The following is a 24,421-nucleotide window of genomic DNA, read 5'->3' as shown; positions in this document are numbered from 1 at the left end:
GGAGCAACATGAACACATATTCCGTTTCCCGTCTGGCGCTGGCGCTGGCCTTCGGCGTGACGCTGTCCGCCTGTAGCTCGACGCCTGCCGATCAAAAGCCCTCAACGCAGACTGCACCGGGCAATACCGCACGGCCGATTCTTAGCGCCGATGAAGCGAAAAACTTCACTCAAGCGGCCTATTTTCAGTCGCTGACGCCGAATGCCGCCGCGTGGACGCCATCCGCTATCAGCCTGCCGGCGCAGCCTGATTTCATCGTCGGCCCGGCGGGTGCCCAGGGCGTGACCCACACGACTATTCAGGCCGCGGTCGATGCGGCGATTGCCCGTCACTCTGCCCGTCGCCTGTTCATCGCCGTTATGCCAGGCGAATATGCGGGTACTGTCTACGTGCCTGCCGCGCCGGGCGCGCTGACGATTTATGGTACCGGTGAAAACCCTGCCGACGTCAAAATCAGCGAAGCGATTGATTCCGAAATGGACCGCAATAGCTGGCGTCACCTGGTCAATCCGGGCGGCAAATACATGCCAGGCAAGCCCGCGTGGTATATGTTCGACAGCTGCCAGAGCAAATCCGCCGCCACCGTCGGCGTGATGTGTTCCGCGGTCTTCTGGTCGCAGAATAATGGCCTGCAGCTGCAGAACCTGACCATCGCCAACAATCTCGGCGACAGCGTCGATGCCGGTACCCATCAGGCAGTGGCCTTGCGCAGCGATGGCGACCAGGTGCAGATCAACAAGGTCAACATTCTTGGCCGCCAGAACACCTTCTTTGTGACCAATAGCGGCGTGCAGAACCGTCTGCAGGACAACCGTCAGACCCGCACGCTGGTGACCAATAGCTATATTGAAGGCGATGTGGATATCGTTTCCGGTCGCGGCGCGGTGGTATTCGATAATACCGATTTCCGCGTCGTGAATTCGCGTACGCAGAAAGAAGCCTACGTTTTCGCCCCGGCAACGCTGAAAAGCGTAACCTACGGCTTCCTGGCGACCAACAGCCGCTTCACCGCGTCCGGCGATAACGTCGCGCAGCTGGGCCGCGCGCTGGACGTCGACGGCAACAGTAATGGCCAGGTGGTGATTCGCGATAGCGTCATCAATGAAGGCTTTAACATTGCTCAACCGTGGGCGGCGGCGGTCGGCTCTAACCGCGCCTTCAGCGGTAACGTTGGCGCGCAGGATGACAAAGGCAACCCGCAGCGTAACCTTAACGACAACGGCTTCAACCGCATGTGGGAATATAACAACCGCGGCGTAGGCAGCTTTGTGGTTGCCGCTCCGAAACAGTAATATTATCGGCCCGCGCTCACCGACGCGGCGCGCCCTGCAGCAGGCGATAGTTTAAGCCTTCGCCTGCTGCACCCACACCAGTTTGTTTACCGCAAAACCGAGCTCAGCGGCCAGGGCAAGGTACTGCTGTCGAATGTGGGACGGAATATCCGGGGTGCGCGAAAGCAGCCATAAATAGTCGCGGTTTGGACCGCTTACCAGCGCGTACTGGTAGTCCTCGTCGAGCGCGATCACGTTATACCCGCCATAGAAGGGGCCGAAGAAAGAGACTTTCAGCGCTGCCGTAGTGGAAGCGCCGGTAAAATAGGCTTTGCCCTCGCTCTCGCGCCAGCGTTTGTTGCGCGGGTCAAATCCTCGATTGAGTACGCGAATGCCGCCGTCGTCACGCATACTGTAGGTTGCCGTCACCTGCTCCAGACCTCGTTCAAAACGGTTTTCCAGACGCGCGACTTCATACCAGCGCCCCAGATAACGGCTGGCGTCAAAATGGTTTATCGGTTTTACCCCTTGAGGTGGCGTTGGGGTTTTACAGGCGACCAACGCCAGCGATACCGCAACCCCAGTCAGAATTGGCCATAGTTTCATCGCATATCCTCCTTTTTCTCTTTCCTGGCAGACAAGTATAACCCCGCGCAGAGAGCATTCGTCGTTTTTCAGAGAGATTTACCGCCTTGTCTGTACAAGAAACATGAGAATAAAAAACATACATATCAATAACATAATTAAAAACACATTCACTAACCGCTAATTTGTACAAATTATTCCATAGAAATTTGTACAACTTTCCTCTGAGCGTCTATAGTTGACGGGTAGCTCGATTTTACGCGCGCGCTCGGGTCAGCACTCTGCGCCAACGCCGCGGTTATTTTGAGGTGGTTCCTGTTTTACCGTTGCCTGTCCGCAATGTTTTGGCGTAAACGATGTGCAAATCGTTTACGCCAGCGGCTTTTATTTATCGCGTGGGAGATTCAGGCTTATGCATATCAAAAATACGATCCCTGTGCAGTTTATAGCTAACTGCGCATTGCTGAAAAACATAGAAAATAGCTTATTACAGGAAAATAAAACCGTTGACGATCTTCAATTAATTAGTGAGATTAATCAACGGTTACAAATAGAAAGTAATGAAATACTTGCTGATATCTATTTACAGGCGCTGGATATTCTGCGCTGTGGTATTCGTCATTAATTCGTCCATCCGCTTCGTGGAGACCAAAATGTTCAGTAAACACACGCACATTTGTTCCGAACGCTATGACCTGTGGATTGACAACCACTTTCTGATGAGTGGTATCAGCCTTATTCTGCGCACGCTGCCAGAAAGTTGCTTTCGCAAAAAGCATGTTTTCTTCACCAGCGATAGCTATTTCTCAGTGTTGCAACACAAATACAATCGTCGGGAAACGATTTTTATTTTATTAACCGAAGGCAACGATCTTAATTTCCTTAGCGAACTGCCAATGTTACGCATCCCCGCCAGATCGACCCCTGCTGAATTAAAAACATTTCTCAATCAACCGACCCGTTATTATAAATCGCATACTTCTCCTGGCGAACTGATACAGTTTACCGAGCGAGAAAAGAAGGTCATTCAGCTCATCAGTAATGGCGAAGCCATTGCCAGTATTGGTCGCTCGCTAAACTTGCATATTAAGACAATTTATCAAATCCGTTTGAATCTGATAAAAAAACTGGGCTGCAGCGGCAGGACCGATTTCTTTAATATCAGCCGTAGCGAAACATTTAAGTCCTGGAGTCAAATCCATCTGTGAGCACGCGCGACGTAAGCAAACAGCAACCTGCCTCACTTGCAAGGCAGGTTTTTTTATTCGTTACCGTGGAAGTGAATACTAAAGCCCTGTTCCTGCCAGTGGCCCAGCAGCTCCAGTTGCAGCGGCGAGGCGGGGCGCCCGGTCCAGACGAAAATATGTTGTCCAGGAAACAGCTCCGGGCGGGGAGATTCTAACGGTTCCGCCAGCACGTTAACATGCCAACCGCGTTGCGAAAGACGCCAGGCTTCCAGCCATAGGCCGGTGCGGTCTTCATTCCCCCACCCCACCAGCAGCGTCTCCTTGCCATTTTTTTTACGCGATTCCGCTAAAAACAGCGCCACGCAATCAATCAATATGCCATCCAACATGCTGCTGATGACCATTGAAGTGTTTTGATCGAGCTTCAACCGCTGGCGCACCGGCGCGAACAGGCTATCAAGCAGGGTGTCGACGGGATGCTGATGACTTAATGCGGTGATTTTGGCGCGGATTTTGGCCGGCTGCATATAGCGCAGGATACTCATCATCTCTTCCTGCAACTGTGCGGATTCGTCACGGGCGGCAGGTAGCTGGCCTTCCAGCAGCGCTTTCACCTTGCCCACTGAAACGCCACGTTCTATCCAGCGCTTAATTTCTTCGATTCGCTGAATATCTTCTTCATCAAACTGACGGTGCCCGCCTTCGCTACGCTGCGGTTTCAGCAAACCGTAACGCCGCTGCCAGGCTCGAAGGGTGACCGGATTGATTCCGCAACGCTCGGCTACTTCACCGATACTGTAAAAAGCCATAAGCCGCCTTATCTCAACCTGATACTTTAGCGCCTAAACTAACGAATTTAGGCATACTGTACAACTCTCTTTTCTTGTACAGATAAAGATATCAGGTTGCAGCTCACAGCGTGCGGGAAAAAGGATGAAAGTATGTTTACGCTATCCCAGGAGGGATCATATTTTCCCCGGCCAGGCGATAGCCGGCAGACCGCCCAGTCGCGGGCTGGCAAACAGATTTCCCTGGAAATGAGAAATACCCGCCGCCTCCAGCCACATCCACTCCTCCGCCTGCTCAACGCCAACCACCGATACGGCAATTTCCAGCGAGTGGCAGCATTTAATAATCGCCTGCACGATAGCCTGACGCGGCCCGTCACGATGGATGTTGCGGATCAGCTGTTGGTCAATTTTAATTCGATCCGGTTGATATTGCGCCAGCAGCGATAGCCCGGCAAAACCAGCGCCAAAGTGATCGATAGCGACGCGTATTCCCGCCCCCTTCAATTTGCGTACGGCATCGGTAAACTCATCCATTCGCGAAATCACTTCACGCTCGGTGAATTCAACAATAATTTGTTCCGGAATCAAATCGTTGCGCTGAATTTCCGTTAGCAGGAATGGCACCGCATCCGCCACTTTCACCAGCGTCATCGGCAGTAGATTGATGGTCAGCGTACGTTCACGCAGGCCTAACTTACCGGCAATGGCCAGCGCAACCCGTTTACTTTGCAGATCCGCGACGTAAATCTCATCGCCTGACAAACCGGCAAAATAGGCTGCGGGCGGTTCTCCGTCAACGGTACGCAGCAGCGCTTCCCAGGAGATTATTTCGCAGGCAAAGGGGTCAACCACCGGCTGAAAAGCAAAACAGCATGATTCAGCGCCGTCGATACAAGGTACGGCCGGATAAAACGTGCTCTCATCAGCAGTAAAATCCCAGCTATCAGCTGCCGGAATTTCATAATAATTCTCTTTTTCCGTCGCTTCGACAAAGGTACGGAAAAAATGCAGCGCCCTGTCGTCGTAAGTCAGTTGATATTTTGTCGTCCCCTTATCCAGCACGTTCTGTAGTACCGCGTCGCGATCGTGTTCCCTTAAATCAAACAGCTCCATGCCGACCTTACCAAAGCGGCGAGCCGGCGCGTAATCGCACAAAAGCTCCACCAGATTGTAATGACGCGGGTCGGCGCAAATATGTCGATAGATTTGCTGTACGTTTTCTTCCGGTCCCTCAATGAGTTGGAAAAAATGCGTACCGTTAAAAAGTAAAATACCGGTGACATCCGCCTGACCATTTCTCTCGTTAGCCGCAGCAACCATCGACTCGAGCGATTTGAATGAGACATCGTCGCAGATATGGCTGCGATAAATGATGGTGGTGAGCATAGCGGTTCCAGATGAGAGGTATAAGCATTCACAGTAGCAGTTACTGTTCGATACGTCTTGCTAAACAAGTATTTATATTAACAAAAATTGAACACACAACGCCGCCAGGCCGCATAATCTTGTACAATCCGTCACGCTTAAAACCCTCATTGCAATTTTACACAAAATAAAAAAACAACAAATTTATCAATAATTTTCAATCAACTATACTCCAGGCACGATTTATTGCGCAATACGCTATGTACAAGTTACAAATTATTGTATAAGTTTACTCACAGTTAACAGATGAGTGAAATTAAAGGAGCGCATATGCAGCAGAATGGTTACATTCCAGATACAGCGAACGCGATAGCCCAGTATTTCAACAAAGCATCGTTACCTTCTCAGCAGGAGACGCTGGGCGAAATCGTGATGGACATTCTCACCGAAGGGCGGCATTTAAACCGCAAAGCGCTTTGCACCAAGTTACTGAGCCGTCTTGACGTCGCACGAGCCCCGGAAGAAGAAAATCATTATCAAACGTTGATTGGCATGCTGTTTGAGCGTCCGGAGTAAACGCTGACTGTCGGCCTGCACCTGACCTGGCCTACAGGAACAACCTGGCATGCAGAGGGACGATGATGAAAAGCAGTCAATCAGATCGGGTTAGCGATGAGATTATTGGCGAGGCAGTTTTATCTCTTCTTAAAACAAACCGGCCAATTAATATTCCGACGCTGCTAGTCAAACTTCGGTTAATGCAGGCAGCGGAAACGAACCGCCAGCGAAGGAATGCAATTATTGCCGTTATCGATGAAATTAGCGTCAGACTCACGACGCGCGGCAATCACGCGCCGGTCATTAAAAAGATTAACGGCCAGTGGGAAAACAGAGCCGTTGTTGTGGATAGTAACGTCGAACCGACGGGCAAAAAAATACACTGATCCCCGAACAAGTTTAATAAACAAGTGAGAATATGATGAGACAGACTATGCATCAGCAATCAGATATTTACGCAGGACTGCAGGATACAGCGCTCTCAGAATATTTCCGCAGCGCCGGAGATAAATTAGTCGATGAATCTGCGGTAATGTCGCTGGCAATCGACAGTATCCTCAGCTCAGATGGGCATCTGAGTAACAAGGCGCTTATTTTATGGTTGATCAATGCGCTGGAAACCACCGATAACGTGGTTACCGCGGATGTGATTCGCAAGACGCTGGAAATTGTCGTCGGCTATACGATGGATGATATTTAAAGCTGTCAGTCCGAATAAAAAAACCTCGCCGCCGCGAGGTTTTTTTCTATCAATAGCAAATTAATGCGCGTTAACCACTACCCACATAGGGCCCTGACCAACGGCATAACGCCCTTTCTCTTTTAACAGCCCCTGCTCGCCGGCAATTTCATAAACCGCGATATGATGCGATTTCTGCCCGGCGGCAATCAGATACTTACCGCTGTGATCGAGATTAAAGCCGCGCGGCTGCGCTTCGGTCGGCTGGTAGCCTTCAATAGACAGTACGCTACCGTCTTCAGAAACGCTAAAGATGGTGATAATGCTGGCGGTACGATCGCAGGCATAAAGATGACGGCCATCCGGCGTAATATGGATATCCGCAGCCCAACGCACGCCGGTAAAATCTGGCGGCATCATATCCAGCGTCTGTACGCACTCAATTTTCCCGTGCGGATCTTTAAGCTCCCACACGTCAACGGAGCTGTTCAGCTCGTTCACGCAGTAGCCATACTGCTGGTTCGGATGGAACACCATATGCCGCGGACCGGCGCCTTCCACGGTAGTAACTTCCGCCGGCTCCTGCGCGGCCAGATAGCCGTCATCGCTCAGATTAAACAGGCAAATACGATCCTGCTTCAGCGCCGGTACCCATAGCATGCGGTTGTCCGGTGAAATATTGGCCGAGTGGCAGCCCTCCAGCCCCTCGACGACGGTGACCGTTTCACCCGGCAGGCCGTCAATCAATGGCGTCACGCTCACGCAGCCCTGATTGTAGGATGCGCTGAAAACAAAACGGCCCTGATGGTCGGTGGAGATATGCGTCGGGCTCCCCGGCAGCGCGGCTTCGCCGGCGAAAGTCAGCGCGCCATTATCTGGCGCAATGCGGTAAGCCAGGACGCGAAACTCCGGACGCACGCCGACATAGAGATACTCTTTGTTCGGGCTTACCACCATCGGCTGCACCTGGCCCGGGGCATCAACAACCTGAACCAATGTCAGATTTCCCTCAGCATTGAGGCTCCAGACGTGAATCTGATGGCTCTCCGGGCTGGCGGTATATACGGTTTGTTTCATGACTACTCCTTTCCTCACTGCTCGTGAAACTGCTCGTGGACATCGTTATACATTTCATCCGGCGCGCGGCGCAACGATGAATGGTATAGACGCTTTTAACGGTAGATGCTGAAAAATTTGCCCCTGAGACGAAGCCGTGTACCATCATGGCAGACCCTTTTTCACCATTTACCGGAACCAACACATGACCTCACGCGTGATCGCCCTCGATTTAGACGGCACCCTACTGACCTCGAAAAAAACGATTCTTCCGGCGTCGCTCGATGCGCTGGCTCGCGCCCGGGAGGCTGGATATCAGGTGATCGTCGTAACCGGCCGACATCACGTCGCTATCCATCCTTTTTATCAGGCACTGGCTCTCGATACACCTGCAATTTGTTGTAATGGTACCTATTTGTATGATTATCATGCAAAAAAGGTTCTCGAAGCCGATCCGATGCCGGTAGATAAGGCCCTCAGCCTCACCAACATGCTCGCCGAACACGATATTCACGGTCTGATGTACGTCGATGACGCCATGCTTTATGAACGTCCGACCGGCCATGTGATCCGCACCACTAACTGGGCGCAGTCGCTGCCGGTTGAACAGCGCCCGGTTTTCACCCAGGTGGATTCTCTGGCACAGGCGGCGCGTGAAGTACAAGCGGTTTGGAAATTCGCCCTTACCGACGAAAATATCCCGAAACTGCAGGCCTTCGCGCAGACCGTCGGCCAGAAGCTGGGCCTGGAATCTGAATGGTCGTGGCACGATCAGGTGGATATTGCCCGCGCCGGCAATAGCAAAGGCAAGCGCCTGGCGCAGTGGGTCGCCGCGCAAGGATTATCCATGCAGGACGTTATCGCCTTTGGCGATAACTACAACGACCTCAGCATGCTGGAAGCCGTCGGGACCGGCGTGGCGATGGGTAACGCGGTTGAAGAAGTCAAAGCGCGGGCGAAGGTGGTGATCGGCGAAAACGAAACCACCAGCATCGCCGACTTTATCAATCGTAACTTGCTGTAATCAGGCTGCGATCGATACGCTCTTAATTTGCGCATATAGCCACTGGCCTGGGCTGACACCCAGGTCATCCCGCGCCCACGGGCTAATTCGCGCCCATAGCGTTTTGCCGCTGACCGTAAGCTGTACCTCGATCTGGCCGTTGGTTTCCACGCAGCCAACAACCTGCGCGCGCAGAATATTCCGGATACTGGTTTGTCGCGGATGCTCCAGCACCAGCGACACATCCGACGCCTGAATACGAACACGCGCCGCTTCGCCCGGCTCCCGCGCCAGCTGATTAACCCATAGTTGCTGATCGCCCAGCGCCAGCGCAGTCATTGCATATTGCGGATGCTGCGCGATCACCGAGACGTTAAGAATCGTGCTCTGCTGCTCCTGCGGCAGCCACGGATGCATCACGCTGCTGCTCCACACCGTTTCGAGATCGCCAAACGCCTTCACTTTTCCCGCTTCCAGCACCAGCACGTTATCGGCCAGGTGCTGAATTTCATCCAGCGAGTGGCTGACATACAGCATCGGGATATGGATCTCGCGCGCCAGCCGCTGTAAATAGGGGAGTAATTCGCGCTTTCGCGGAATATCCAGCGAGGCCAGCGGCTCATCCAGCAGCAGCAATTCCGGCGCGGTCAACAGGGCGCGGCCAATCGCCACCCGCTGTTTTTCCCCGCCGGACAAACTACCGGGCAGCCGTTCGAGCAGGTGCTCAATGCCCAATAACGCCACCAGCTTATCAAATTGCGCGGCCATGCTTTTAGCCATCCCATATTTCAGGTTACCGCGCACTTTATAGTGCGGAAACAGCCGCGCGTCCTGAAACACATAACCGATACGCCGCTTCTCCGGCGCCAGGCAGATGCGCTGTCGCGCGTCATTGAGTACCCGGCCATTGAGCACAATGCGCCCCTGCTGCGGCTGCGTCAGCCCGCTGATAGCATTAATCAATGAGGTTTTTCCCGCGCCTGAGACGCCGAAAATAGCGGTAATGCCGCTGGCGGGCAGGGTTTCATGCACTTCGAGGCAGTGGTTGCCCAACGTCTGGCTAAAATCGAGCTCCAGCATAGTTATTTTCCCATCCGCTTACGGCTAAGGCGCGCCAGCCATTCAGACACCAGCAACGATACCAGCGCCAGAACAATAGAGATGATGCATAACCGCGCGGCGGCGCCTTCGCTGCCGGGCGTTTGAATCAGGGTATACATCGCGGAAGGAATGGTGCGCGTTTCGCCAGGAATGTTTGAGACAAAGGTGATCGTCGCGCCAAACTCTCCCAGCGAACGGGCGAAAGCCAGCACCGTACCGACAATAATGCCCGGCAGGGTCAACGGCAGCGTGATGGTGAAAAATACCCGCCAGCGATTAGCCCCCAGGGTGCGCGCCGCCTGTTCAAGCTTCACGTCCACCCCTTCAAGCGCGAGGCGTATCGCCCGCACCATCAGCGGAAATGACATCACCGCCGCCGCCAGCACCGCCCCCCGCCAGCTGAAGGCGAAGGTCAGACCAAACCAGTCGTATAACCAACTGCCGATAAAGCCGCGTCGCCCCATGGAAATCAGCAACAGATAGCCGACCACCACCGGCGGCAGCACCAGCGGTAAATGTATAATGCTATCGAGTAACGCTTTGCCGGGAAAATGGCGGCGCACCAGCAGCCAGGCGAAAAAGATCCCAAAAGGTAAGCTGCAAACCACCGCCAGGGATGAAACTTTCAGGCTCAGCAGTACCGCCTGCCATTCGGGATCGCTTAAAATCATTGCTGTGTGGTGAATCCGTAACGTTTAAAGATAGCCGAGGCTTCCGGGCCTTTGAGGTAGTCATAAAACGCGGTTACGGTAGCATTTTTATGCCCATCAACGATAGCCAGCGGATACTCGACTTTTTTGTGCGAATCCTCCGGGAAGGTGCCCACCACTTTGACCCCCTTGCTGGCGACGGCATCAGAGCCGTAGACGATGCCCAGCGGCGCTTCGTTGCGCTCCACCAGCGCCAGCGCGCCGCGCACGTCTTCTGCCGGCGCGAGCTTCGGCGACAGCGTCTCCCAGGCCCCCAGTTTCTGCAGCGCTTCTTTCGCGTAGATCCCCGCCGGTACGTGATCCGGATCGCCGACCGCCAGACGTCCGCCTTGCAGCAGGCTGGCCCAGTCGGTTTTAGCATTAATGGTGATATCGCTGCGATCGCTGGCTTTCGGCGCGACCACCACCAGGCTATTGCCCAGCAGCGTGGTGCGGGTTGCCTTATCGATTGATTTTTTATCTACGGCATAGTCCATCCATTTCTGGTCCGCAGAAATAAACAGATCGGCGGGCGCGCCGGCTTCAATCTGGCGCGCCAGCGTGGAGGAAGAAGCAAAGGAAGAGACTACTTCAACACGGTGCTCTTTTTTATAGGCTTGCGCGATATCCTGCATAGCGTTGGTTAACGACGCCGCGGCAAAAACGGTAATTTTGCCGTCCTGCGCCAGCGCATGACCAGAAACGCAGAGCGTTAAAGCCGCTCCGGTCAGAAAACGCGACCATTGACCTGCCATTGGAAACTCCTGTGTGTTCGTTATGTAGCGAATAATATAACGACTATACTCAGGATTTCCCAGCGCGATTTAGGGGTAATCAGGATAGGTACAAAAGAAAACGCCCGGCGAGCCGGGCGTTGGGGAATCAGTGATTTTGCTGGCTGCTGTCTTTATGACCGACGCCGGAGAAAATGTTGAACACTTCGCCGAGACCGTAAATCAGACCGAGGATGACCGCCATCACCACAGGTACCATGACGACAGCAAATACCAGACTTTTCAACAGCTCTAACATGGTTGGCTCCAGATAGTACGAATACTTCATTGTAACCATTTCAGCCGGAAAAACACGCCCCATTTGTGCGGTGCCTCACCGCCGCTGCGGCAGATGGCTGTTGCAAGATGGACGCTATCGTTCACAATACGCTTTTTACGTCAGGAATTGATTATGCAGGCCGAAATCCTTCTTACCCTTAAGCTTCAACAGCGCCTGTTCGCCGATCCCCGCCGGATAGCCTTACTCAAGCAGATTGATCGGACTGGCTCAATTAGCCAGGGGGCGAAGAACGCCGGTATCAGCTATAAAAGCGCATGGGATGCGATCAACGAAATGAACCAGCTTAGCGAACAATCGCTGGTCGACCGCGCCACTGGCGGTAAAGGCGGCGGCGGCGCGGTGCTGACCCGCTATGGACAGCGGTTGATTCAGTTATACGATCTGTTGGCGCAGATTCAACAAAAAGCCTTCGACGTACTAAGCGACGATGACGCCCTGCCCCTCGACAGCTTGCTGGCGGCGATTTCCCGCTTCTCGTTACAAACCAGCGCCCGCAACCAGTGGTTCGGCACCATCACCGGTCGCGACCACCAGCAGGTACAGCAACATGTCGACGTGCTGCTGGCGGACGGCCAGACCCGTTTTAAAGTCGCCATTACCGCTCAAAGCGCCGACCGCCTCGGGCTCACTGAAGGCCAGGAAGTGCTGGTGTTGCTGAAAGCGCCGTGGGTCGGCATCACGCTTGACCACGCCGTGGCGCAGCAGGCAGACAACCAGCTTACCGGGCGCATCAGCCACATTGAACGCGGGCCGGAGCGGTGCGAAGTCATCATGGCGTTGCCGGATGGGCAAAACCTGTGCGCCACGCTGTCAACGGCGCAAACCGACGGTTTGCAGGAAGGCGCGCAGGCGATCGCCTACTTCAATGCCGATCGCATCATTCTGGCAACCTTATGCTAATGGCATTGACTTTATTGTCGTGAAGACGTATCCCTGAAGCACAACGCTGCAAAAAGTGGGATACACAATGTCATCATTGCAAATTTCGCAAGGCACGTTTCGCCTTAGCGATATAAAAACCTTACGTATCGATCGCCTCACGCTGCGCGCTGGCGAAAGCTGGGCTTTCGTCGGCAGTAACGGTAGCGGTAAATCGGCGCTGGCCAGAGCGCTGGCCGGCGAACTGACTCTGTTAAACGGGCAGCGCGAAAGCGCATTTCAGCGTACTACTCGCCTCTCCTTCGAACAGCTGCAGAAACTGGTCAGCGACGAGTGGCAACGTAACAACACCGATATGCTCAGTCCCGGCGAAGAAGATACCGGTCGCACCACCGCAGAAATCATCCAAGATGAAAGACGCGACCCGGAACGCTGTTCCCGGCTGGCGGAGCAGTTTGGTATTAGCCACCTGCTGACGCGGCGCTTTAAATATCTGTCGACGGGCGAAACCCGCAAAACGCTCCTCTGCCAGGCGCTGATGAGCGACCCCGACCTGCTGATTCTCGACGAGCCGTTTGATGGCCTGGATGTCGCTTCGCGCCAACAGTTGGCCGACCTGCTTGCCAGCCTGCATCAGGCAGGCATCACCCTGGTACTGGTACTCAACCGCTTCGATGAGATTCCAGAATTCATTGAATATGCCGGCGTGCTGGCGGATTGCACGCTGAGCGAAACCGGCGAGAAACAGGCATTATTACAACAGGCGCTGGTTGCCCAACTGGCGCATAGCGAAAAACTTACCGGTATGACGCTACCAGAACCGGATGCCCCCGCCGCCCGGCACGACTTAGCGGCGAACGCTCCGCTTATCGTCCTTAACGACGGCACAGTGTCGTATAACGATAAAGCGATCATTAACCAGCTAAGCTGGACGGTGAACCCCGGCGAACACTGGCAGATTGTCGGCCCCAACGGCGCGGGCAAATCCACATTGCTGAGCCTGATCACCGGCGACCATCCACAGGGTTACAGCAACAACCTGACGTTGTTTGGCCGCCGTCGCGGCAGCGGCGAGACCATCTGGGATATCAAAAAACATATTGGCTATGTCAGCAGCAGCCTGCATCTGGAATACCGTGTCAGCACTAACGTGCGTAACGTGATCCTTTCCGGCTACTTTGATTCGATAGGCATTTATCAGGCGGTCTCTGATAAGCAGCACAAGCTGGTCCAGCGCTGGCTGGATATTCTCGGCATTGATAAACGCACCGCCGACGCGCCGTTCCATAGTCTGTCGTGGGGGCAACAGCGGTTGGCGCTGATCGTTCGCGCGCTGGTCAAACACCCGACCCTGCTGATACTCGATGAACCGTTACAGGGACTGGATCCTCTGAATCGTCAACTGGTACGTCGTTTCGTCGATGTTTTAATTGGCGAAGGGGCCACGCAGCTGCTGTTTGTATCGCATCATGCCGAAGATGCCCCTGACTGCATTACCCACCGTCTGGAGTTCATTCGCAGTGGAGACGGTTACACTTACCGCCTCGGTCCGCTGGCAGAATAGCGCTATACAGGGGTCTGCGGATCCCTGTATTTTTTCAGAGAAATAACCAATAATCACCACAAATAGCTGTTTTATAAAGAATTAACTAAAATCAGCCTTAATATCAAACCAAGTGTAAACGATTCCACCACTTTGGCCTGTGTCACACTTTTCCCTTCTTTGGTATGCTATCTTCTTCTCACACGATAAGCCTATTGGAGCGAATCATGAAAGTACTGGTCACAGGTGGTAGCGGTTACATTGGAAGTCATACTTGCGTACAGCTGCTGCTGCAGGGACATGATGTGATTATTCTCGACAATCTCTGCAACAGTAAACGCAGCGTATTGCCGGTCATTGAACGTCTCGGCGGCAAGAAAGCCACCTTTGTCGAAGGCGATATTCGTAATGAAGCGCTGATGACGGAAATTCTGCACGATCACGCTATCGAAGCCGTGATCCATTTTGCCGGCCTGAAAGCCGTCGGCGAGTCCGTCGCCAAGCCGCTGGAATATTACGACAATAACGTCACCGGTACACTTAAATTGGTTTCCGCTATGCGCGCAGCCGGCGTTAAAAACTTTATTTTCAGCTCCTCCGCGACCGTCTACGGCGACCAGCCGAAGATCCCTTATGTTGAAAGCTTCCCGACCGGTACCCCGCAAAGCCCCTACGGTAAAAGCAAACTGATGGTTGAGCAGATCCTCGCCGACCTGCAGAAAGCCCAGCCGGACTGGAGCATCGCGCTGCTGCGCTACTTCAACCCGGTCGGCGCGCATCCATCAGGCGATATGGGCGAAGATCCGCAGGGCATTCCAAACAACCTGATGCCGTATATCGCGCAGGTTGCCGTTGGCCGTCGCGAATCACTGGCGGTATTCGGTAACGACTATCCGACCGAAGATGGCACCGGCGTGCGCGACTACATCCACGTGATGGACCTCGCCGACGGTCACGTCGCCGCCATGGAAAAACTGGCGAACAAAGCTGGCGTACATATCTACAACCTCGGCGCAGGCGTCGGCAGCAGCGTGCTGGACGTGGTCAACGCCTTCAGCAAAGCCTGCGGTAAACCGATTAATTATCACTTCGCGCCGCGCCGCGATGGCGATCTCCCGGCCTACTGGGCTGATGCCGCCAAAGCCGACCGCGAGCTGAACTGGCGCGTGACGCGCAACCTTGACGAAATGGCGCAGGACACCTGGCACTGGCAGTCCCGTCATCCGCAGGGTTATCCGGACTAATAGCCTAAAGGTAAGGCTCTAAGGAAATACCATGACGCAATTTAACCCCGTCGACCATCCGCACCGTCGTTATAACCCGTTAACCGGGCAGTGGATTTTGGTTTCACCGCATCGCGCCAAGCGCCCCTGGCAAGGGGCGCAGGAGACGCCGGCAAAACAAACCTTGCCCGCGCACGATGCGGATTGTTTCTTGTGTCCGGGCAATACCCGCGTCACCGGCGACACTAACCCGAATTACACCAGCACCTACGTGTTTACCAACGACTTTGCGGCATTGATGACCGATACGCCGGATGCTCCGGAGAGCGACGATCCGCTAATGCGCTGCCAAAGCGCCCGCGGCACCAGTCGGGTTATCTGCTTCTCGCCAGACCACAGCAAAACGCTGCCGGAACTGAGCATTGAAGCACTGGAAGGCGTGGTTAAAACGTGGCAAGAGCAGACCGCGGACCTTGGGAAAAGTTATCCCTGGGTCCAGGTCTTCGAAAATAAAGGCGCGGCGATGGGCTGCTCCAACCCGCATCCTCACGGCCAGGTATGGGCCAACAGTTTCCTGCCCAATGAGGCGGAACGTGAAGACCGTCTGCAAAAGAAATATTTCGCTGAGCAGGGTTCACCGATGCTGGTGGATTATGTGCAACGCGAACTGGCCGACGGCAGCCGTACCGTTGTAGAAACCGAACACTGGCTGGCCGTGGTCCCGTATTGGGCGGCCTGGCCATTTGAGACGCTGCTGCTGCCAAAAACGCACATCCAGCGTCTGACCGATTTAACCGCAGCCCAGCGCCACGACCTGGCGCTGGCGCTGAAAAAGCTGACCAGCCGTTACGACAACCTGTTCCAGACCTCCTTCCCCTACTCCATGGGCTGGCACGGCGCGCCGTTTAATAATGAAGATAATCAACACTGGCAGCTGCACGCTCACTTTTACCCGCCGCTGTTGCGCTCCGCCACGGTGCGCAAATTTATGGTCGGCTACGAAATGCTAGCCGAAACCCAGCGCGATCTCACGGCGGAGCAAGCCGCCGAAAAGTTACGTGCCGTTAGCGATATCCATTTTCGTGAATCAGGAGTTGAATAATGAGTCTGAAAGAGAACACCCAGGCGCTGTTTGCTGAACAGTTTGGCTACACTGCCAGTCACGTCATTCAGGCGCCGGGCCGCGTCAACCTGATTGGCGAACATACCGATTACAACGATGGTTTCGTGCTGCCGTGCGCCATTGACTATCAAACCGTTGTCAGCTGCGCGCCGCGTTCCGACCGTATCGTGCGGGTCATTGCCGCCGATTACGATAATCAGCGCGACGAGTTTTCCCTCGATGCGCCTATCGTTAGCCACGATACCCAACAGTGGTCAAACTACGTACGCGGCGTGGTCAAACACCTGCAGAAGCGCAATAACCACTTCGGCGGCGCCGATCTGGTCATCAGCGGCAACGTACCGCAGGGCGCGGGTTTAAGCTCCTCGGCTTCGCTGGAAGTCGCCGTCGGCACCGTGTTCCAGCAGCTATATCATCTGCCGCTCGACGGCGCGCAAATCGCCCTTAACGGCCAGGAAGCGGAAAACCAGTTCGTCGGCTGTAATTGCGGCATTATGGACCAGCTTATTTCGGCGCTGGGTAAAAAAGATCATGCGCTGCTGATTGACTGCCGCACCCTTGGCACCAAAGCGGTGTCGATGCCGAAAGGCGTCGCGGTGGTGATTATCAACAGCAACTTTAAACGCACGCTGGTCGGCAGCGAATACAACACCCGCCGCGAACAGTGTGAAACCGGCGCGCGTTTCTTCCAGCAGCCCGCTCTGCGTGACGTTGAGCTTGCGCAATTTAATGCCGTGGCCCACGAGCTGGACCCGATTGTGGCAAAACGCGTGCGCCATGTGTTAACCGAAAACGCCCGTACCGTCGAAGCGGCGAGCGCGCTGGCAAACGGCGACCTGCAGCGCATGGGCCAACTGATGGCAGAGTCTCACGCCTCCATGCGCGATGATTTTGAAATCACCGTACCGCAAATTGATACGCTGGTTGAGATTGTCAAAGCGGTTATCGGCGACCAGGGCGGCGTGCGTATGACCGGCGGCGGCTTTGGCGGCTGCATCGTTGCCCTGATACCGGAAGCACTGGTTGAAAAAGTACAGCAGGCGGTAGCCGCTCAGTATGAAGCGAAAACCGGCATTAAAGAGACTTTTTACGTCTGCAAACCATCCCAGGGAGCCGGCCAATGCTAACGCCAACTCGCGAACTCGCGCCCGACGGACAGCCGTGGAACGTGATAACGCTACGTAATAACGCCGGGATGACCGTAACGGTGATGGATTGGGGCGCGACGCTACTCTCCGCGCAAGTGCCTCTTGCCGATGGCAGCCTGCGCGAAGCGTTGCTTGGCTGCGCCACGCCGCAGCAATATCGCCAGCAGGCGGCATTTCTGGGTGCGTCCGTCGGCCGCTACGCTAACCGTATCGCCAACAGCCGCTTCACGCTCGATGGCGAAATCGTGAACTTAACCCCGTCGAACGAGGCCGGCCACCAGCTCCACGGTGGGCCGGACGGCTTCGACAAGCGCCGCTGGCAAATTGTCAGCCACGACGACAGCCAGGTGCTGTTTGCGCTCGACTCCGCCGATGGCGATCAGGGCTTCCCGGGTCATATTCAGGCAACCGCGCGCTATCGCCTGACAGACGATAATCGTATCGCCATTGAGTACCGCGCCACCATTGATAAGCCCTGCCCGGTCAATATGACTAACCATGTCTATTTTAACCTCGACGGCGCGCAGGGCGACGTGCGCCACCACCGCCTGCAGATCTTCGCCGACCAGTATCTGCCGGTGGAGAGCGACGGTATTCCGTATGGCGATTTGCACGACGTGGAGTACACCAGCTTTGATTTCCGCGCGCCGAAGGTGCTTGCTGGAGAGTTTCTTGCCGATGCTGACCAGCAAAAAGTGAAAGGTTACGATCACGCCTTTCTGCTGCAGGCCAAAGGCGACGCCCGCCAGCCGGCGGCGCATGTCTGGTCGCAGGATGAAAAGCTACAGCTGACGGTGTACACCTCGGCCCCGGCGCTGCAGTTTTATTCCGGTAACTATCTCGGCGGCACGCCATCGCGCGGCAGTCAACCTTACGGCGACTGGCAAGGGCTGGCGCTGGAAAGCGAGTTCCTGCCGGACTCCCCCAATCATCCGCATTGGCCGCAGCCAGATTGCGTATTACGGCCCGGCGCCGAATACGTTAGTCTGACGGAATATCAGTTTATCGCCGGATAACGCCATAGCCCTCCCTGCGGAGGGTTTTTTTTCGCCTTTTTGCTGTAATTTGCACCGCTAAAAGACAAAAAGCTAACCTGTGTTTTACAAGCATCTTACACTGCGTCACTATTTTCGCTATGGTTAGGGATAAGCATTGCCGTGAGGTAAATCACGGCAATATAATGAGAATAGTTATCAATCAATAAACACATACACCACAGTAGTCGGGTTGCGTGTAGGAGGAGTAAGAGAATGGCTGTAACTAAGCTGGTACTAGTTCGTCACGGCGAGAGCCAATGGAACAACGAAAACCGTTTCACCGGTTGGTACGACGTTGACCTGTCTGAAAAAGGCGTTAGCGAAGCGAAAGCGGCGGGTAAACTGCTGAAGGAAGAAGGCTTCAGCTTTGATTTTGCTTATACCTCCGTGCTGAAACGTGCCATCCACACCCTGTGGAACGTGCTGGACGAACTGGATCAGGCCTGGCTGCCGGTTGAGAAATCCTGGAAACTGAACGAACGTCACTACGGCGCGCTGCAGGGCCTGAACAAAGCCGAAACCGCTGAGAAGTATGGCGACGAGCAGGTTAAACAGTGGCGTCGCGGCTTTGCCGTCACCCCGCCGGAACTGACCAAAGATGACGAACGTTATCCGGGCCACGATCCGCGTTACGCGAAGCTGACCGATGCGGAACTGCCGACCACCGAGAGCCTGGCGCTGACCATCGACCGCGTCGTACCTTACTGGAACGAAACCATTCTGCCGCGCCTGAAAAGCGGCGAGCGCGTCATTATCGCCGCTCACGGTAACTCCCTGCGTGCGCTGGTGAAATACCTCGACAACATGGGCGAAGACGAGATCCTTGAACTGAACATCCCGACCGGCGTACCGCTGGTGTATGAGTTCGATGAAAACTTCAAGCCGATCAAACACTACTACCTGGGCAATGCTGACGAAATCGCTGCGAAGGCCGCGGCTGTCGCTAACCAGGGTAAAGCGAAGTAATAAGCGACTGAATAATTTCAGCCATAAAAAAAGCGTGGGATTTCCCACGCTTTTTTATTTTTAGCCATTGCAGGCCTAACGCGAACGCAGCCAACAATGGCAAAGTACAGGCTAGCCGCGGCGCGCTTTAACCGCATCTGCCAGTTGGCGCAGGATGGTCTCGGTATCTTCCCAGCCGATGCAGGCGTCGGTCACGCTCTTGCCGTAGGTCAGCGGTTCGCCGCTTTCCAGGCTCTGATTGCCTTCCACCAGGTGGCTTTCAATCATCACGCCCATAATCGCGTTTTCACCGCTGGCAATCTGCTGGCACACATCGGCGCCGACTTCCATCTGCTTTTTAAACTGCTTGCTGGAGTTAGCGTGGCTGAAGTCGATCATGATTTGCGCCGGCAGACCGGCTTTTGCCAGACCCACTTTCACTTCGGCAACGTGCTGAGCGCTATAGTTCGGCTCTTTACCGCCACGCAGAATGATATGGCAATCGCTGTTGCCGCTGGTGTTCACAATAGCGGAATGGCCCCACTTCGTTACCGATAAGAAACAGTGCGGCGCGCCAGCAGCGTTGATCGCATCGATAGCGACCTTGATGGTGCCATCGGTGCCATTTTTGAAGCCAACCGGGCATGAGAGGCCGGAAGAGAGTTCACGATGCACCTGGGATTCAGTGGTACGCGCGCCGATTGCCCCCCAGCTCATCAGGTCCGCCACATATTGCGGGGTGATCATGTCAAGGAACTCGCCCGCCGCTGGCAAACCGCTGTCGTTGATTTCCAGCAGCAGCTTACGCGCGATACGCAGCCCGTCGTTAATGCGGAAGCTGTTATCCATGTGCGGATCGTTAATTAGCCCCTTCCAACCGACGGTGGTGCGCGGTTTTTCAAAATAGACGCGCATAACGATTTCCAGCTCGCCTTTGAGCGCTTCACGCAGTTTCAGCAGGCGGCTGGCATACTCTTTCGCCGCGGCAGGGTCGTGAATAGAGCACGGACCAATTACCACCAGCAGACGATCGTCGTTGCCTTTGAGGATGTTGTGAATCGCTTTGCGAGCATGTGCAACGGTATTAGCAGCATTTTCGGTAGCGGGGAATTTTTCCAGGAGCGCAACGGGAGGTAATAATTCGTTGATCTCTTTAATGCGTAAATCGTCGTTCTGATAATTCATCTTCTTTCCAGGCGTTGCCATACTTATACAATGAAATGCAATCCTTCCAATCTATCTCTTCGGTCAAAAAGTGTAAACGTGATTTTACACTGACGATGGAATAATCCTGGAATTAGGGAAAAATACGCCATAAAGTAGCGAAATCCTGCCAGCCAACTACAATTTTTAACTGCAACATCCAATTAAATGTTTATTTTCAGTATTATATTTTAAATCCTCACGCTAAGGCGGAGTGTTAAACCATAGCACCGCAGATCCCTGGCACATCTATGTTGGCGCGTTTAGCTAACAAATCGACTAAGCAGGAGTATCCGATGAATATGAATAAACTCACAGCCCTACTTCTCACCGCCACCTTAAGCTTAGCCAGCGGCGCCGCGCTGGCCGCCGATAGCGGCGCGCAATCGAACAACGGTCAGGCCAATTCCGCCGCTGATGCCGGACAGGTTGCGCCCGATGCCCGTGAAAACGTGGCGCCAAATAATGTCGATAACGACAAAATTAACTCCGGCGGCACCATGCTTCATCCTGATGGTTCGACGATGAATCATGACGGGATGTCGAGCGACGAGGTCCATAAAAACAGCATGTGCAAAGATGGACGCTGTCCGGATACGGATAAAAAAATGGAAAGCGGCAATGGCATGAACAACGATGCCAGCAAAACGGATGGCACCTCGCAGTAATTGAAACGGGTGAGATAAGGGATCGAGGTGGCAGTGCTCACCTTGATCCCTTTGTTCGCTGAATTTCGGTAAGATGTCATAGTGTAATAATGATAACTATTAAGGGATGACATCATGGCGCATGCACATTCACCGACCCCTGCTGGCGAAAACAGTAACGCCAACCGGCTGCTTTGGGCTTTTATCGTAACCGCCGGTTTTATGATTATTGAGGCCATCGGCGGCGTCATTTCCGGTTCCCTGGCCCTGCTCGCCGATGCCGGACATATGCTCACCGACTCCGCCGCCCTCCTGTTCGCTCTGCTGGCGGTGCGCTTCGCCAGCCGGCCGCCAAATAGCCGCCACACCTTTGGCTGGCTGCGTTTAACCACTCTCGCCGCCTTCGTTAACGCTATCGCCCTGGTGGTCATTACGATTTTCATCTTCTGGGAAGCGGTACAGCGTTTTAACCATCCGCAGCCGGTGGCGGGAAAAACCATGATGGTCATCGCCGTCGCCGGACTGCTGGCCAATATCCTCGCCTTCTGGATCCTGCACCGCGGCAGCGCCGAAAGTAATCTTAACGTCCGCGCGGCGGCACTGCATGTGCTGGGAGATCTATTGGGTTCCGTCGGCGCCATCGTGGCCGCTATCGTCATTCTGATGACCGGCTGGACGCCGATTGACCCGATCCTCTCGGTGCTGGTGTCGTGTTTAGTACTGCGCAGCGCCTGGCGACTGCTGCAGGAGAGTATGAATGAGTTGTTGGAGGGCGCGCCGCGCTCGCTGGATGTCGAAGCATTAGGCCGCGATCTACGCCGCTCAATTCCTGAAGTCCGCGACGTTCACCACGTTCACGTCTGGCTGGTAGGGGAAAAACCGGTGATGACGCTGCACGTACAGGTCGTACCGCCGCACGATCACGATGCGCTACTTGATAGCATCCAGCATTTTATTGAGCATAAATATGAAATTGAGCATGTGACGGTACAGATGGAGTACCGTCCCTGCAGCGGCCCGGAATGCCACCTGAATCTGGCGCATTCCGGACATGAGCATCATCATCACCATTAACGTGAAAGCGCGTGAGAACCCCGCTCACGCGCGCTGTTAATCCACATCCGGCTGCCATTCAGGGCAATGAACGTCAGCAGCAAATATTCCAGCGACATCGCATACACGCCCTGTAGAGCGAATATCACCACGCTAATGACGTTGATGATCACCCACAGCAGCCAGTTCTCAACGTATTTACGCGTCATCAATACCATCGCGGCAATCGACAGCACCATCATGCAGGAATCCCAGAATGGGAAAGCATCGGGTTCCAGCGTCGGCATCGCCACCTGCAGCCCGAGCATTTGCATCAGGTTGACGGCGATACGGGTCAGGAAGGCAAACACCGGGTTAATAAACACCGTCATCAGACCGATAGCCACTACGCAGCCCGCCAGCCAGGCCAGCGCTTTTGGCAACGGCAGCCAGCGAATTTTCAGTTCCGCTTCGTTATCGCTGGTCTGCCTGGACCACGCGTACCAACCGTAAACGTTCGCCGCGAAGAAAAACAGCTGTAGCAGCAGGCTGGCGTACAGCTGGATCTGGAAGAAGATGATCGCAAAAAGCGTCACGTTCACCAGGCCGAAGGCATAGTTGCTGATCTTTTCCAGGCTCGCCAGCCAGATGCACAACAGGCCGGCGATGGTCCCCACCGCCTCAATCCACGACAGATCGTAGCCGCCGGCGCCGATCGGTATATGCACTAAAATATTCTGCGTACTGAAAAAATCCATTTTATCCCCTAAGCGTAACGCGACGCGGTAATGAGTTATCCCCGTAGTGTAGCCGCAAATTCCAGCATACGGTTAAGCGGAATTAATGCCCCGGCACGCAGTTTGGCGTCAACGTGAATTTCGTGTTCAATGCCGCCCTGCTCTAACCCTTGCGCTATCGCTTTCAGGCCGTTCATCGCCATCCACGGACAATGGGCGCAGCTACGACAGGTTGCGCCCTCACCTGCCGTAGGCGCTTCCAGCAGCTCTTTTTCCGGTACCGCCTGCTGCATTTTATAGAAGATCCCGCGATCGGTGGCCACGATAAGCTGGCGCTGCGGCAGGCTTTTCGCCGCGGCAATTAATTGGCTGGTTGATCCTACCGCATCCGCCATGTCGACAATCGCCTGCGGTGATTCCGGATGCACCAGGATCGCCGCGTCGGGGTAGAGCCCCTTCATGCGCGCCAGCGCCTGGGTTTTAAATTCATCATGGACGATGCAGGCGCCCTGCCAGCACAGCACGTCGGCCCCGGTCTGGCGCTGTACATAGCGGCCAAGATGGCGGTCCGGCGCCCAAAGTATCTTTTGTCCGAGGCTATCGAGATGTTCAATCAATTCCACGGCGATGCTGGAAGTCACTACCCAATCGGCGCGCGCTTTTACCGCCGCTGACGTATTGGCATAGACCACCACGGTGCGATCCGGGTGAGCATCGCAAAATGCATTAAAGTCATCAATGGGACAGCCGAGATCCAGAGAACACTCCGCATTCAGCGTCGGCATCAGGATGGTCTTTTCCGGACTAAGAATTTTGGCCGTTTCGCCCATAAAACGCACTCCGGCAACCAGCAGCGTGGAGGCCGGGTGACGCGCGCCAAAACGCGCCATTTCCAGCGAGTCGGCAATACAGCCGCCGGTCTCTTCGGCCAGTTGCTGAATTTCAGGATCGGTGTAGTAATGCGCCACCATCACGGCGTCGCGTTCACGCAGCAGGCGTTTAATTTTCTCGCGGTAAAACACTTTTTCGTCACGGTTCAACGGTTGTGGTTTTGGCGGGAAAGGATAAATCGCCGTTTCAGGATCAAACATTACGCTCATCATGCAATCTCGTTTTACTGGCTTAACTTTGAAACCGTAAATATCGCTTTGTATCGCCTTAATACGGTCACTGTGTTTTATATGCTAAACAAGATAGCCGATCGCAAGCGAAATGTCGTGATGAATTTTGTATTCCCCGGGGACGATGCTCGCATCTTCCCGGGCTACCGGTTCGTGCGCTATGGAGTCACGGTAAGCGTAGTGCGAACATGGAGATGATTGTGGAGAATGACGCATAGCAAAAAGGCGCCTTTAGGGCGCCTTTTTACATTGGTGGGTCGTGCAGGATGACTCAGCTTCGCCTCGCCCTACGGGCCGTTGCTGACGCAACGTTATCCTTCACGTTCAACATCAAAGTTCAATGTTGAATGGTGGGTCGTGCAGGATTCGAACCTGCGACCAATTGATTAAAAGTCAACTGCTCTACCAACTGAGCTAACGACCC

At 54.5% G+C, this 24,421-nt stretch carries 27 protein-coding genes and 1 tRNA gene; 16 read left to right on the top strand and 12 right to left on the bottom strand.

Annotated elements, in window-relative coordinates:
- The first annotated feature begins 8 nt into the window (after positions 1-8).
- On the top strand, positions 9-1,292 hold the full coding sequence (locus tag AC2CGP_RS16045) for a putative acyl-CoA thioester hydrolase (RefSeq protein WP_015704788.1): 1,284 nt from the start codon (positions 9-11) through the stop codon (positions 1,290-1,292).
- A gap of 51 nt (positions 1,293-1,343) precedes the next feature.
- On the opposite strand, the gene blc is transcribed toward AC2CGP_RS16045, so the two are convergent.
- Positions 1,344-1,877: an outer membrane lipoprotein Blc gene (gene blc, locus AC2CGP_RS16040; RefSeq protein WP_020079325.1), complete on the bottom strand. Its 534-nt coding sequence runs from the start codon at positions 1,875-1,877 to the stop codon at positions 1,344-1,346.
- Positions 1,878-2,268: 391 nt separating this feature from the next.
- Here blc and AC2CGP_RS16035 point away from each other — a divergent pair, with 391 nt between their 5' ends.
- Positions 2,269-2,481 carry a hypothetical protein gene (locus tag AC2CGP_RS16035; RefSeq protein WP_015367633.1) on the top strand — a complete coding sequence of 71 codons (213 nt, stop codon included), beginning with the start codon at positions 2,269-2,271 and terminating at the stop codon, positions 2,479-2,481.
- Between the two features lie 28 nt (positions 2,482-2,509).
- Positions 2,510-3,064, top strand: a complete 555-nt coding sequence (locus AC2CGP_RS16030) for a helix-turn-helix transcriptional regulator (protein ID WP_015367634.1) — start codon at positions 2,510-2,512, stop codon at positions 3,062-3,064.
- Between the two features lie 53 nt (positions 3,065-3,117).
- Here the strand turns inward: AC2CGP_RS16030 and AC2CGP_RS16025 are convergent, their stop codons facing one another.
- Both AC2CGP_RS16025 and AC2CGP_RS16020 read right to left on the bottom strand, forming a co-directional pair.
- Complete coding sequence (locus tag AC2CGP_RS16025) at positions 3,118-3,852, bottom strand: MerR family transcriptional regulator (RefSeq protein WP_015704784.1); 735 nt, start codon at positions 3,850-3,852, stop codon at positions 3,118-3,120.
- Positions 3,853-4,008: 156 nt separating this feature from the next.
- Complete coding sequence (locus AC2CGP_RS16020; protein WP_126033338.1) at positions 4,009-5,220, bottom strand: diguanylate phosphodiesterase; 1,212 nt, start codon at positions 5,218-5,220, stop codon at positions 4,009-4,011.
- A 309-nt stretch (positions 5,221-5,529) separates the two neighbouring features.
- On the opposite strand from AC2CGP_RS16020, the gene ycgZ reads away from it, so the two are divergent.
- The 3 genes from ycgZ (at position 5,530) to AC2CGP_RS16005 (ending at position 6,457) form a co-directional block, all read left to right on the top strand.
- Entirely contained in the window at positions 5,530-5,775 is a 246-nt protein-coding gene (gene ycgZ, locus AC2CGP_RS16015) for a regulatory protein YcgZ (RefSeq protein ID WP_475702365.1), read from the top strand.
- A gap of 65 nt (positions 5,776-5,840) precedes the next feature.
- Positions 5,841-6,143: a hypothetical protein gene (locus AC2CGP_RS16010; protein WP_026612370.1), complete on the top strand. Its 303-nt coding sequence runs from the start codon at positions 5,841-5,843 to the stop codon at positions 6,141-6,143.
- A 47-nt stretch (positions 6,144-6,190) separates the two neighbouring features.
- Entirely contained in the window at positions 6,191-6,457 is a 267-nt protein-coding gene (locus AC2CGP_RS16005; protein WP_015367639.1) for a biofilm development regulator YmgB/AriR family protein, read from the top strand.
- Positions 6,458-6,517: 60 nt separating this feature from the next.
- Here AC2CGP_RS16005 and pgl read toward each other — a convergent pair whose 3' ends face one another.
- Entirely contained in the window at positions 6,518-7,513 is a 996-nt protein-coding gene (gene pgl / locus AC2CGP_RS16000) for a 6-phosphogluconolactonase (RefSeq protein WP_475702366.1), read from the bottom strand.
- 184 nt (positions 7,514-7,697) lie between these two features.
- Here pgl and AC2CGP_RS15995 point away from each other — a divergent pair, with 184 nt between their 5' ends.
- Positions 7,698-8,516 carry a pyridoxal phosphatase gene (locus AC2CGP_RS15995; protein ID WP_047076984.1) on the top strand — a complete coding sequence of 273 codons (819 nt, stop codon included), beginning with the start codon at positions 7,698-7,700 and terminating at the stop codon, positions 8,514-8,516.
- On the opposite strand, the gene modC is transcribed toward AC2CGP_RS15995, so the two are convergent.
- The 4 genes from modC to AC2CGP_RS15975 all read right to left on the bottom strand — a co-directional run bounded on the left by modC (position 8,517) and on the right by AC2CGP_RS15975 (position 11,317).
- On the bottom strand, positions 8,517-9,575 hold the full coding sequence (modC, locus tag AC2CGP_RS15990) for a molybdenum ABC transporter ATP-binding protein ModC (protein WP_348849566.1): 1,059 nt from the start codon (positions 9,573-9,575) through the stop codon (positions 8,517-8,519). It lies immediately after the preceding gene.
- 2 nt (positions 9,576-9,577) lie between these two features.
- Positions 9,578-10,267 (bottom strand): molybdate ABC transporter permease subunit, encoded by a 690-nt coding sequence (gene modB / locus AC2CGP_RS15985; RefSeq protein ID WP_015367643.1) that lies wholly within the window; start codon positions 10,265-10,267, stop codon positions 9,578-9,580.
- The gene (gene modA / locus AC2CGP_RS15980) at positions 10,264-11,040 is read right to left on the bottom strand and encodes a molybdate ABC transporter substrate-binding protein (protein ID WP_032712908.1); all 777 of its coding nucleotides are present in this window, start codon (positions 11,038-11,040) and stop codon (positions 10,264-10,266) included. Before modA ends, modB begins: the two co-directional genes overlap by 4 nt.
- A 127-nt stretch (positions 11,041-11,167) precedes the next feature.
- Positions 11,168-11,317 (bottom strand): AcrZ family multidrug efflux pump-associated protein, encoded by a 150-nt coding sequence (locus tag AC2CGP_RS15975; RefSeq protein WP_015367645.1) that lies wholly within the window; start codon positions 11,315-11,317, stop codon positions 11,168-11,170.
- A gap of 153 nt (positions 11,318-11,470) precedes the next feature.
- Here AC2CGP_RS15975 and modE point away from each other — a divergent pair, with 153 nt between their 5' ends.
- From modE to gpmA, 7 genes are all read left to right on the top strand, one after another.
- Positions 11,471-12,259 (top strand): molybdenum-dependent transcriptional regulator, encoded by a 789-nt coding sequence (gene modE / locus AC2CGP_RS15970; protein ID WP_032712906.1) that lies wholly within the window; start codon positions 11,471-11,473, stop codon positions 12,257-12,259.
- Positions 12,260-12,326: 67 nt separating this feature from the next.
- Positions 12,327-13,802, top strand: a complete 1,476-nt coding sequence (gene modF, locus AC2CGP_RS15965; RefSeq protein ID WP_046884146.1) for a molybdate ABC transporter ATP-binding protein ModF — start codon at positions 12,327-12,329, stop codon at positions 13,800-13,802.
- Positions 13,803-14,008: 206 nt separating this feature from the next.
- On the top strand, positions 14,009-15,025 hold the full coding sequence (galE, locus tag AC2CGP_RS15960) for a UDP-glucose 4-epimerase GalE (protein ID WP_015367648.1): 1,017 nt from the start codon (positions 14,009-14,011) through the stop codon (positions 15,023-15,025).
- Positions 15,026-15,056: 31 nt separating this feature from the next.
- The gene (gene galT, locus AC2CGP_RS15955; RefSeq protein ID WP_032712902.1) at positions 15,057-16,106 is read left to right on the top strand and encodes a galactose-1-phosphate uridylyltransferase; all 1,050 of its coding nucleotides are present in this window, start codon (positions 15,057-15,059) and stop codon (positions 16,104-16,106) included.
- A complete protein-coding gene (gene galK, locus AC2CGP_RS15950) occupies positions 16,106-17,254 on the top strand; it encodes a galactokinase (protein WP_046884145.1) in 1,149 nt (382 codons plus the stop codon). Before galT ends, galK begins: the two co-directional genes overlap by 1 nt.
- The gene (galM, locus tag AC2CGP_RS15945) at positions 17,248-18,291 is read left to right on the top strand and encodes a galactose-1-epimerase (protein ID WP_046884144.1); all 1,044 of its coding nucleotides are present in this window, start codon (positions 17,248-17,250) and stop codon (positions 18,289-18,291) included. Before galK ends, galM begins: the two co-directional genes overlap by 7 nt.
- 234 nt (positions 18,292-18,525) lie before the next feature.
- Positions 18,526-19,278 carry a 2,3-diphosphoglycerate-dependent phosphoglycerate mutase gene (gene gpmA / locus AC2CGP_RS15940; protein ID WP_015367652.1) on the top strand — a complete coding sequence of 251 codons (753 nt, stop codon included), beginning with the start codon at positions 18,526-18,528 and terminating at the stop codon, positions 19,276-19,278.
- A gap of 111 nt (positions 19,279-19,389) precedes the next feature.
- On the opposite strand, the gene aroG is transcribed toward gpmA, so the two are convergent.
- Entirely contained in the window at positions 19,390-20,442 is a 1,053-nt protein-coding gene (gene aroG, locus AC2CGP_RS15935; RefSeq protein ID WP_015704774.1) for a 3-deoxy-7-phosphoheptulonate synthase AroG, read from the bottom strand.
- Between the two features lie 314 nt (positions 20,443-20,756).
- Between aroG and AC2CGP_RS15930 the strand changes: the two genes are divergently transcribed.
- Together AC2CGP_RS15930 and zitB are read left to right on the top strand one after the other, a co-directional pair.
- Positions 20,757-21,128 (top strand): YbgS-like family protein, encoded by a 372-nt coding sequence (locus AC2CGP_RS15930; RefSeq protein ID WP_015367654.1) that lies wholly within the window; start codon positions 20,757-20,759, stop codon positions 21,126-21,128.
- Positions 21,129-21,242: 114 nt separating this feature from the next.
- Positions 21,243-22,181, top strand: a complete 939-nt coding sequence (gene zitB, locus AC2CGP_RS15925; RefSeq protein ID WP_015367655.1) for a CDF family zinc transporter ZitB — start codon at positions 21,243-21,245, stop codon at positions 22,179-22,181.
- Here the strand turns inward: zitB and pnuC are convergent.
- The 3 genes from pnuC to AC2CGP_RS15910 form a co-directional block, all read right to left on the bottom strand.
- Positions 22,178-22,897, bottom strand: a complete 720-nt coding sequence (pnuC, locus tag AC2CGP_RS15920; protein WP_015367656.1) for a nicotinamide riboside transporter PnuC — start codon at positions 22,895-22,897, stop codon at positions 22,178-22,180. The two genes, zitB and pnuC, sit on opposite strands and share 4 nt — an antisense overlap.
- Before the next feature lie 35 nt (positions 22,898-22,932).
- Complete coding sequence (nadA, locus tag AC2CGP_RS15915) at positions 22,933-23,976, bottom strand: quinolinate synthase NadA (protein ID WP_026612371.1); 1,044 nt, start codon at positions 23,974-23,976, stop codon at positions 22,933-22,935.
- Between the two features lie 369 nt (positions 23,977-24,345).
- A tRNA-Lys gene (locus tag AC2CGP_RS15910) sits at positions 24,346-24,421 on the bottom strand.

The organism is Klebsiella sp. SYXHC3 (assembly GCF_057196925.1).
Note: the sequence above shows the minus strand (reverse complement) of the source record. Positions and strands in the feature narration are given on the sequence as shown.

Excerpts from the sequence above, each read along its gene's own strand:
- modC (WP_348849566.1), bottom strand. The coding sequence starts at position 9,575 with ATGCTGGAGCTCGATTTTAGCCAGACGTTGGGCAACCACTGCCTCGAA.
- AC2CGP_RS16025 (WP_015704784.1), bottom strand. The coding sequence starts at position 3,852 with ATGGCTTTTTACAGTATCGGTGAAGTAGCCGAGCGTTGCGGAATCAAT.
- blc (WP_020079325.1), bottom strand. The coding sequence starts at position 1,877 with ATGAAACTATGGCCAATTCTGACTGGGGTTGCGGTATCGCTGGCGTTG.
- AC2CGP_RS16010 (WP_026612370.1), top strand. The coding sequence starts at position 5,841 with ATGAAAAGCAGTCAATCAGATCGGGTTAGCGATGAGATTATTGGCGAG.
- ycgZ (WP_475702365.1), top strand. The coding sequence starts at position 5,530 with ATGCAGCAGAATGGTTACATTCCAGATACAGCGAACGCGATAGCCCAG.
- aroG (WP_015704774.1), bottom strand. The coding sequence starts at position 20,442 with ATGAATTATCAGAACGACGATTTACGCATTAAAGAGATCAACGAATTA.
- AC2CGP_RS15975 (WP_015367645.1), bottom strand. The coding sequence starts at position 11,317 with ATGTTAGAGCTGTTGAAAAGTCTGGTATTTGCTGTCGTCATGGTACCT.
- pgl (WP_475702366.1), bottom strand. The coding sequence starts at position 7,513 with ATGAAACAAACCGTATATACCGCCAGCCCGGAGAGCCATCAGATTCAC.
- AC2CGP_RS15995 (WP_047076984.1), top strand. The coding sequence starts at position 7,698 with ATGACCTCACGCGTGATCGCCCTCGATTTAGACGGCACCCTACTGACC.
- AC2CGP_RS16045 (WP_015704788.1), top strand. The coding sequence starts at position 9 with ATGAACACATATTCCGTTTCCCGTCTGGCGCTGGCGCTGGCCTTCGGC.
- galM (WP_046884144.1), top strand. The coding sequence starts at position 17,248 with ATGCTAACGCCAACTCGCGAACTCGCGCCCGACGGACAGCCGTGGAAC.
- modA (WP_032712908.1), bottom strand. The coding sequence starts at position 11,040 with ATGGCAGGTCAATGGTCGCGTTTTCTGACCGGAGCGGCTTTAACGCTC.
- nadA (WP_026612371.1), bottom strand. The coding sequence starts at position 23,976 with ATGAGCGTAATGTTTGATCCTGAAACGGCGATTTATCCTTTCCCGCCA.
- modB (WP_015367643.1), bottom strand. The coding sequence starts at position 10,267 with ATGATTTTAAGCGATCCCGAATGGCAGGCGGTACTGCTGAGCCTGAAA.
- galT (WP_032712902.1), top strand. The coding sequence starts at position 15,057 with ATGACGCAATTTAACCCCGTCGACCATCCGCACCGTCGTTATAACCCG.
- zitB (WP_015367655.1), top strand. The coding sequence starts at position 21,243 with ATGGCGCATGCACATTCACCGACCCCTGCTGGCGAAAACAGTAACGCC.
- AC2CGP_RS16035 (WP_015367633.1), top strand. The coding sequence starts at position 2,269 with ATGCATATCAAAAATACGATCCCTGTGCAGTTTATAGCTAACTGCGCA.
- AC2CGP_RS15930 (WP_015367654.1), top strand. The coding sequence starts at position 20,757 with ATGAATATGAATAAACTCACAGCCCTACTTCTCACCGCCACCTTAAGC.
- pnuC (WP_015367656.1), bottom strand. The coding sequence starts at position 22,897 with ATGGATTTTTTCAGTACGCAGAATATTTTAGTGCATATACCGATCGGC.
- AC2CGP_RS16020 (WP_126033338.1), bottom strand. The coding sequence starts at position 5,220 with ATGCTCACCACCATCATTTATCGCAGCCATATCTGCGACGATGTCTCA.
- galK (WP_046884145.1), top strand. The coding sequence starts at position 16,106 with ATGAGTCTGAAAGAGAACACCCAGGCGCTGTTTGCTGAACAGTTTGGC.
- modE (WP_032712906.1), top strand. The coding sequence starts at position 11,471 with ATGCAGGCCGAAATCCTTCTTACCCTTAAGCTTCAACAGCGCCTGTTC.
- AC2CGP_RS16005 (WP_015367639.1), top strand. The coding sequence starts at position 6,191 with ATGCATCAGCAATCAGATATTTACGCAGGACTGCAGGATACAGCGCTC.
- gpmA (WP_015367652.1), top strand. The coding sequence starts at position 18,526 with ATGGCTGTAACTAAGCTGGTACTAGTTCGTCACGGCGAGAGCCAATGG.
- AC2CGP_RS16030 (WP_015367634.1), top strand. The coding sequence starts at position 2,510 with ATGTTCAGTAAACACACGCACATTTGTTCCGAACGCTATGACCTGTGG.
- modF (WP_046884146.1), top strand. The coding sequence starts at position 12,327 with ATGTCATCATTGCAAATTTCGCAAGGCACGTTTCGCCTTAGCGATATA.
- galE (WP_015367648.1), top strand. The coding sequence starts at position 14,009 with ATGAAAGTACTGGTCACAGGTGGTAGCGGTTACATTGGAAGTCATACT.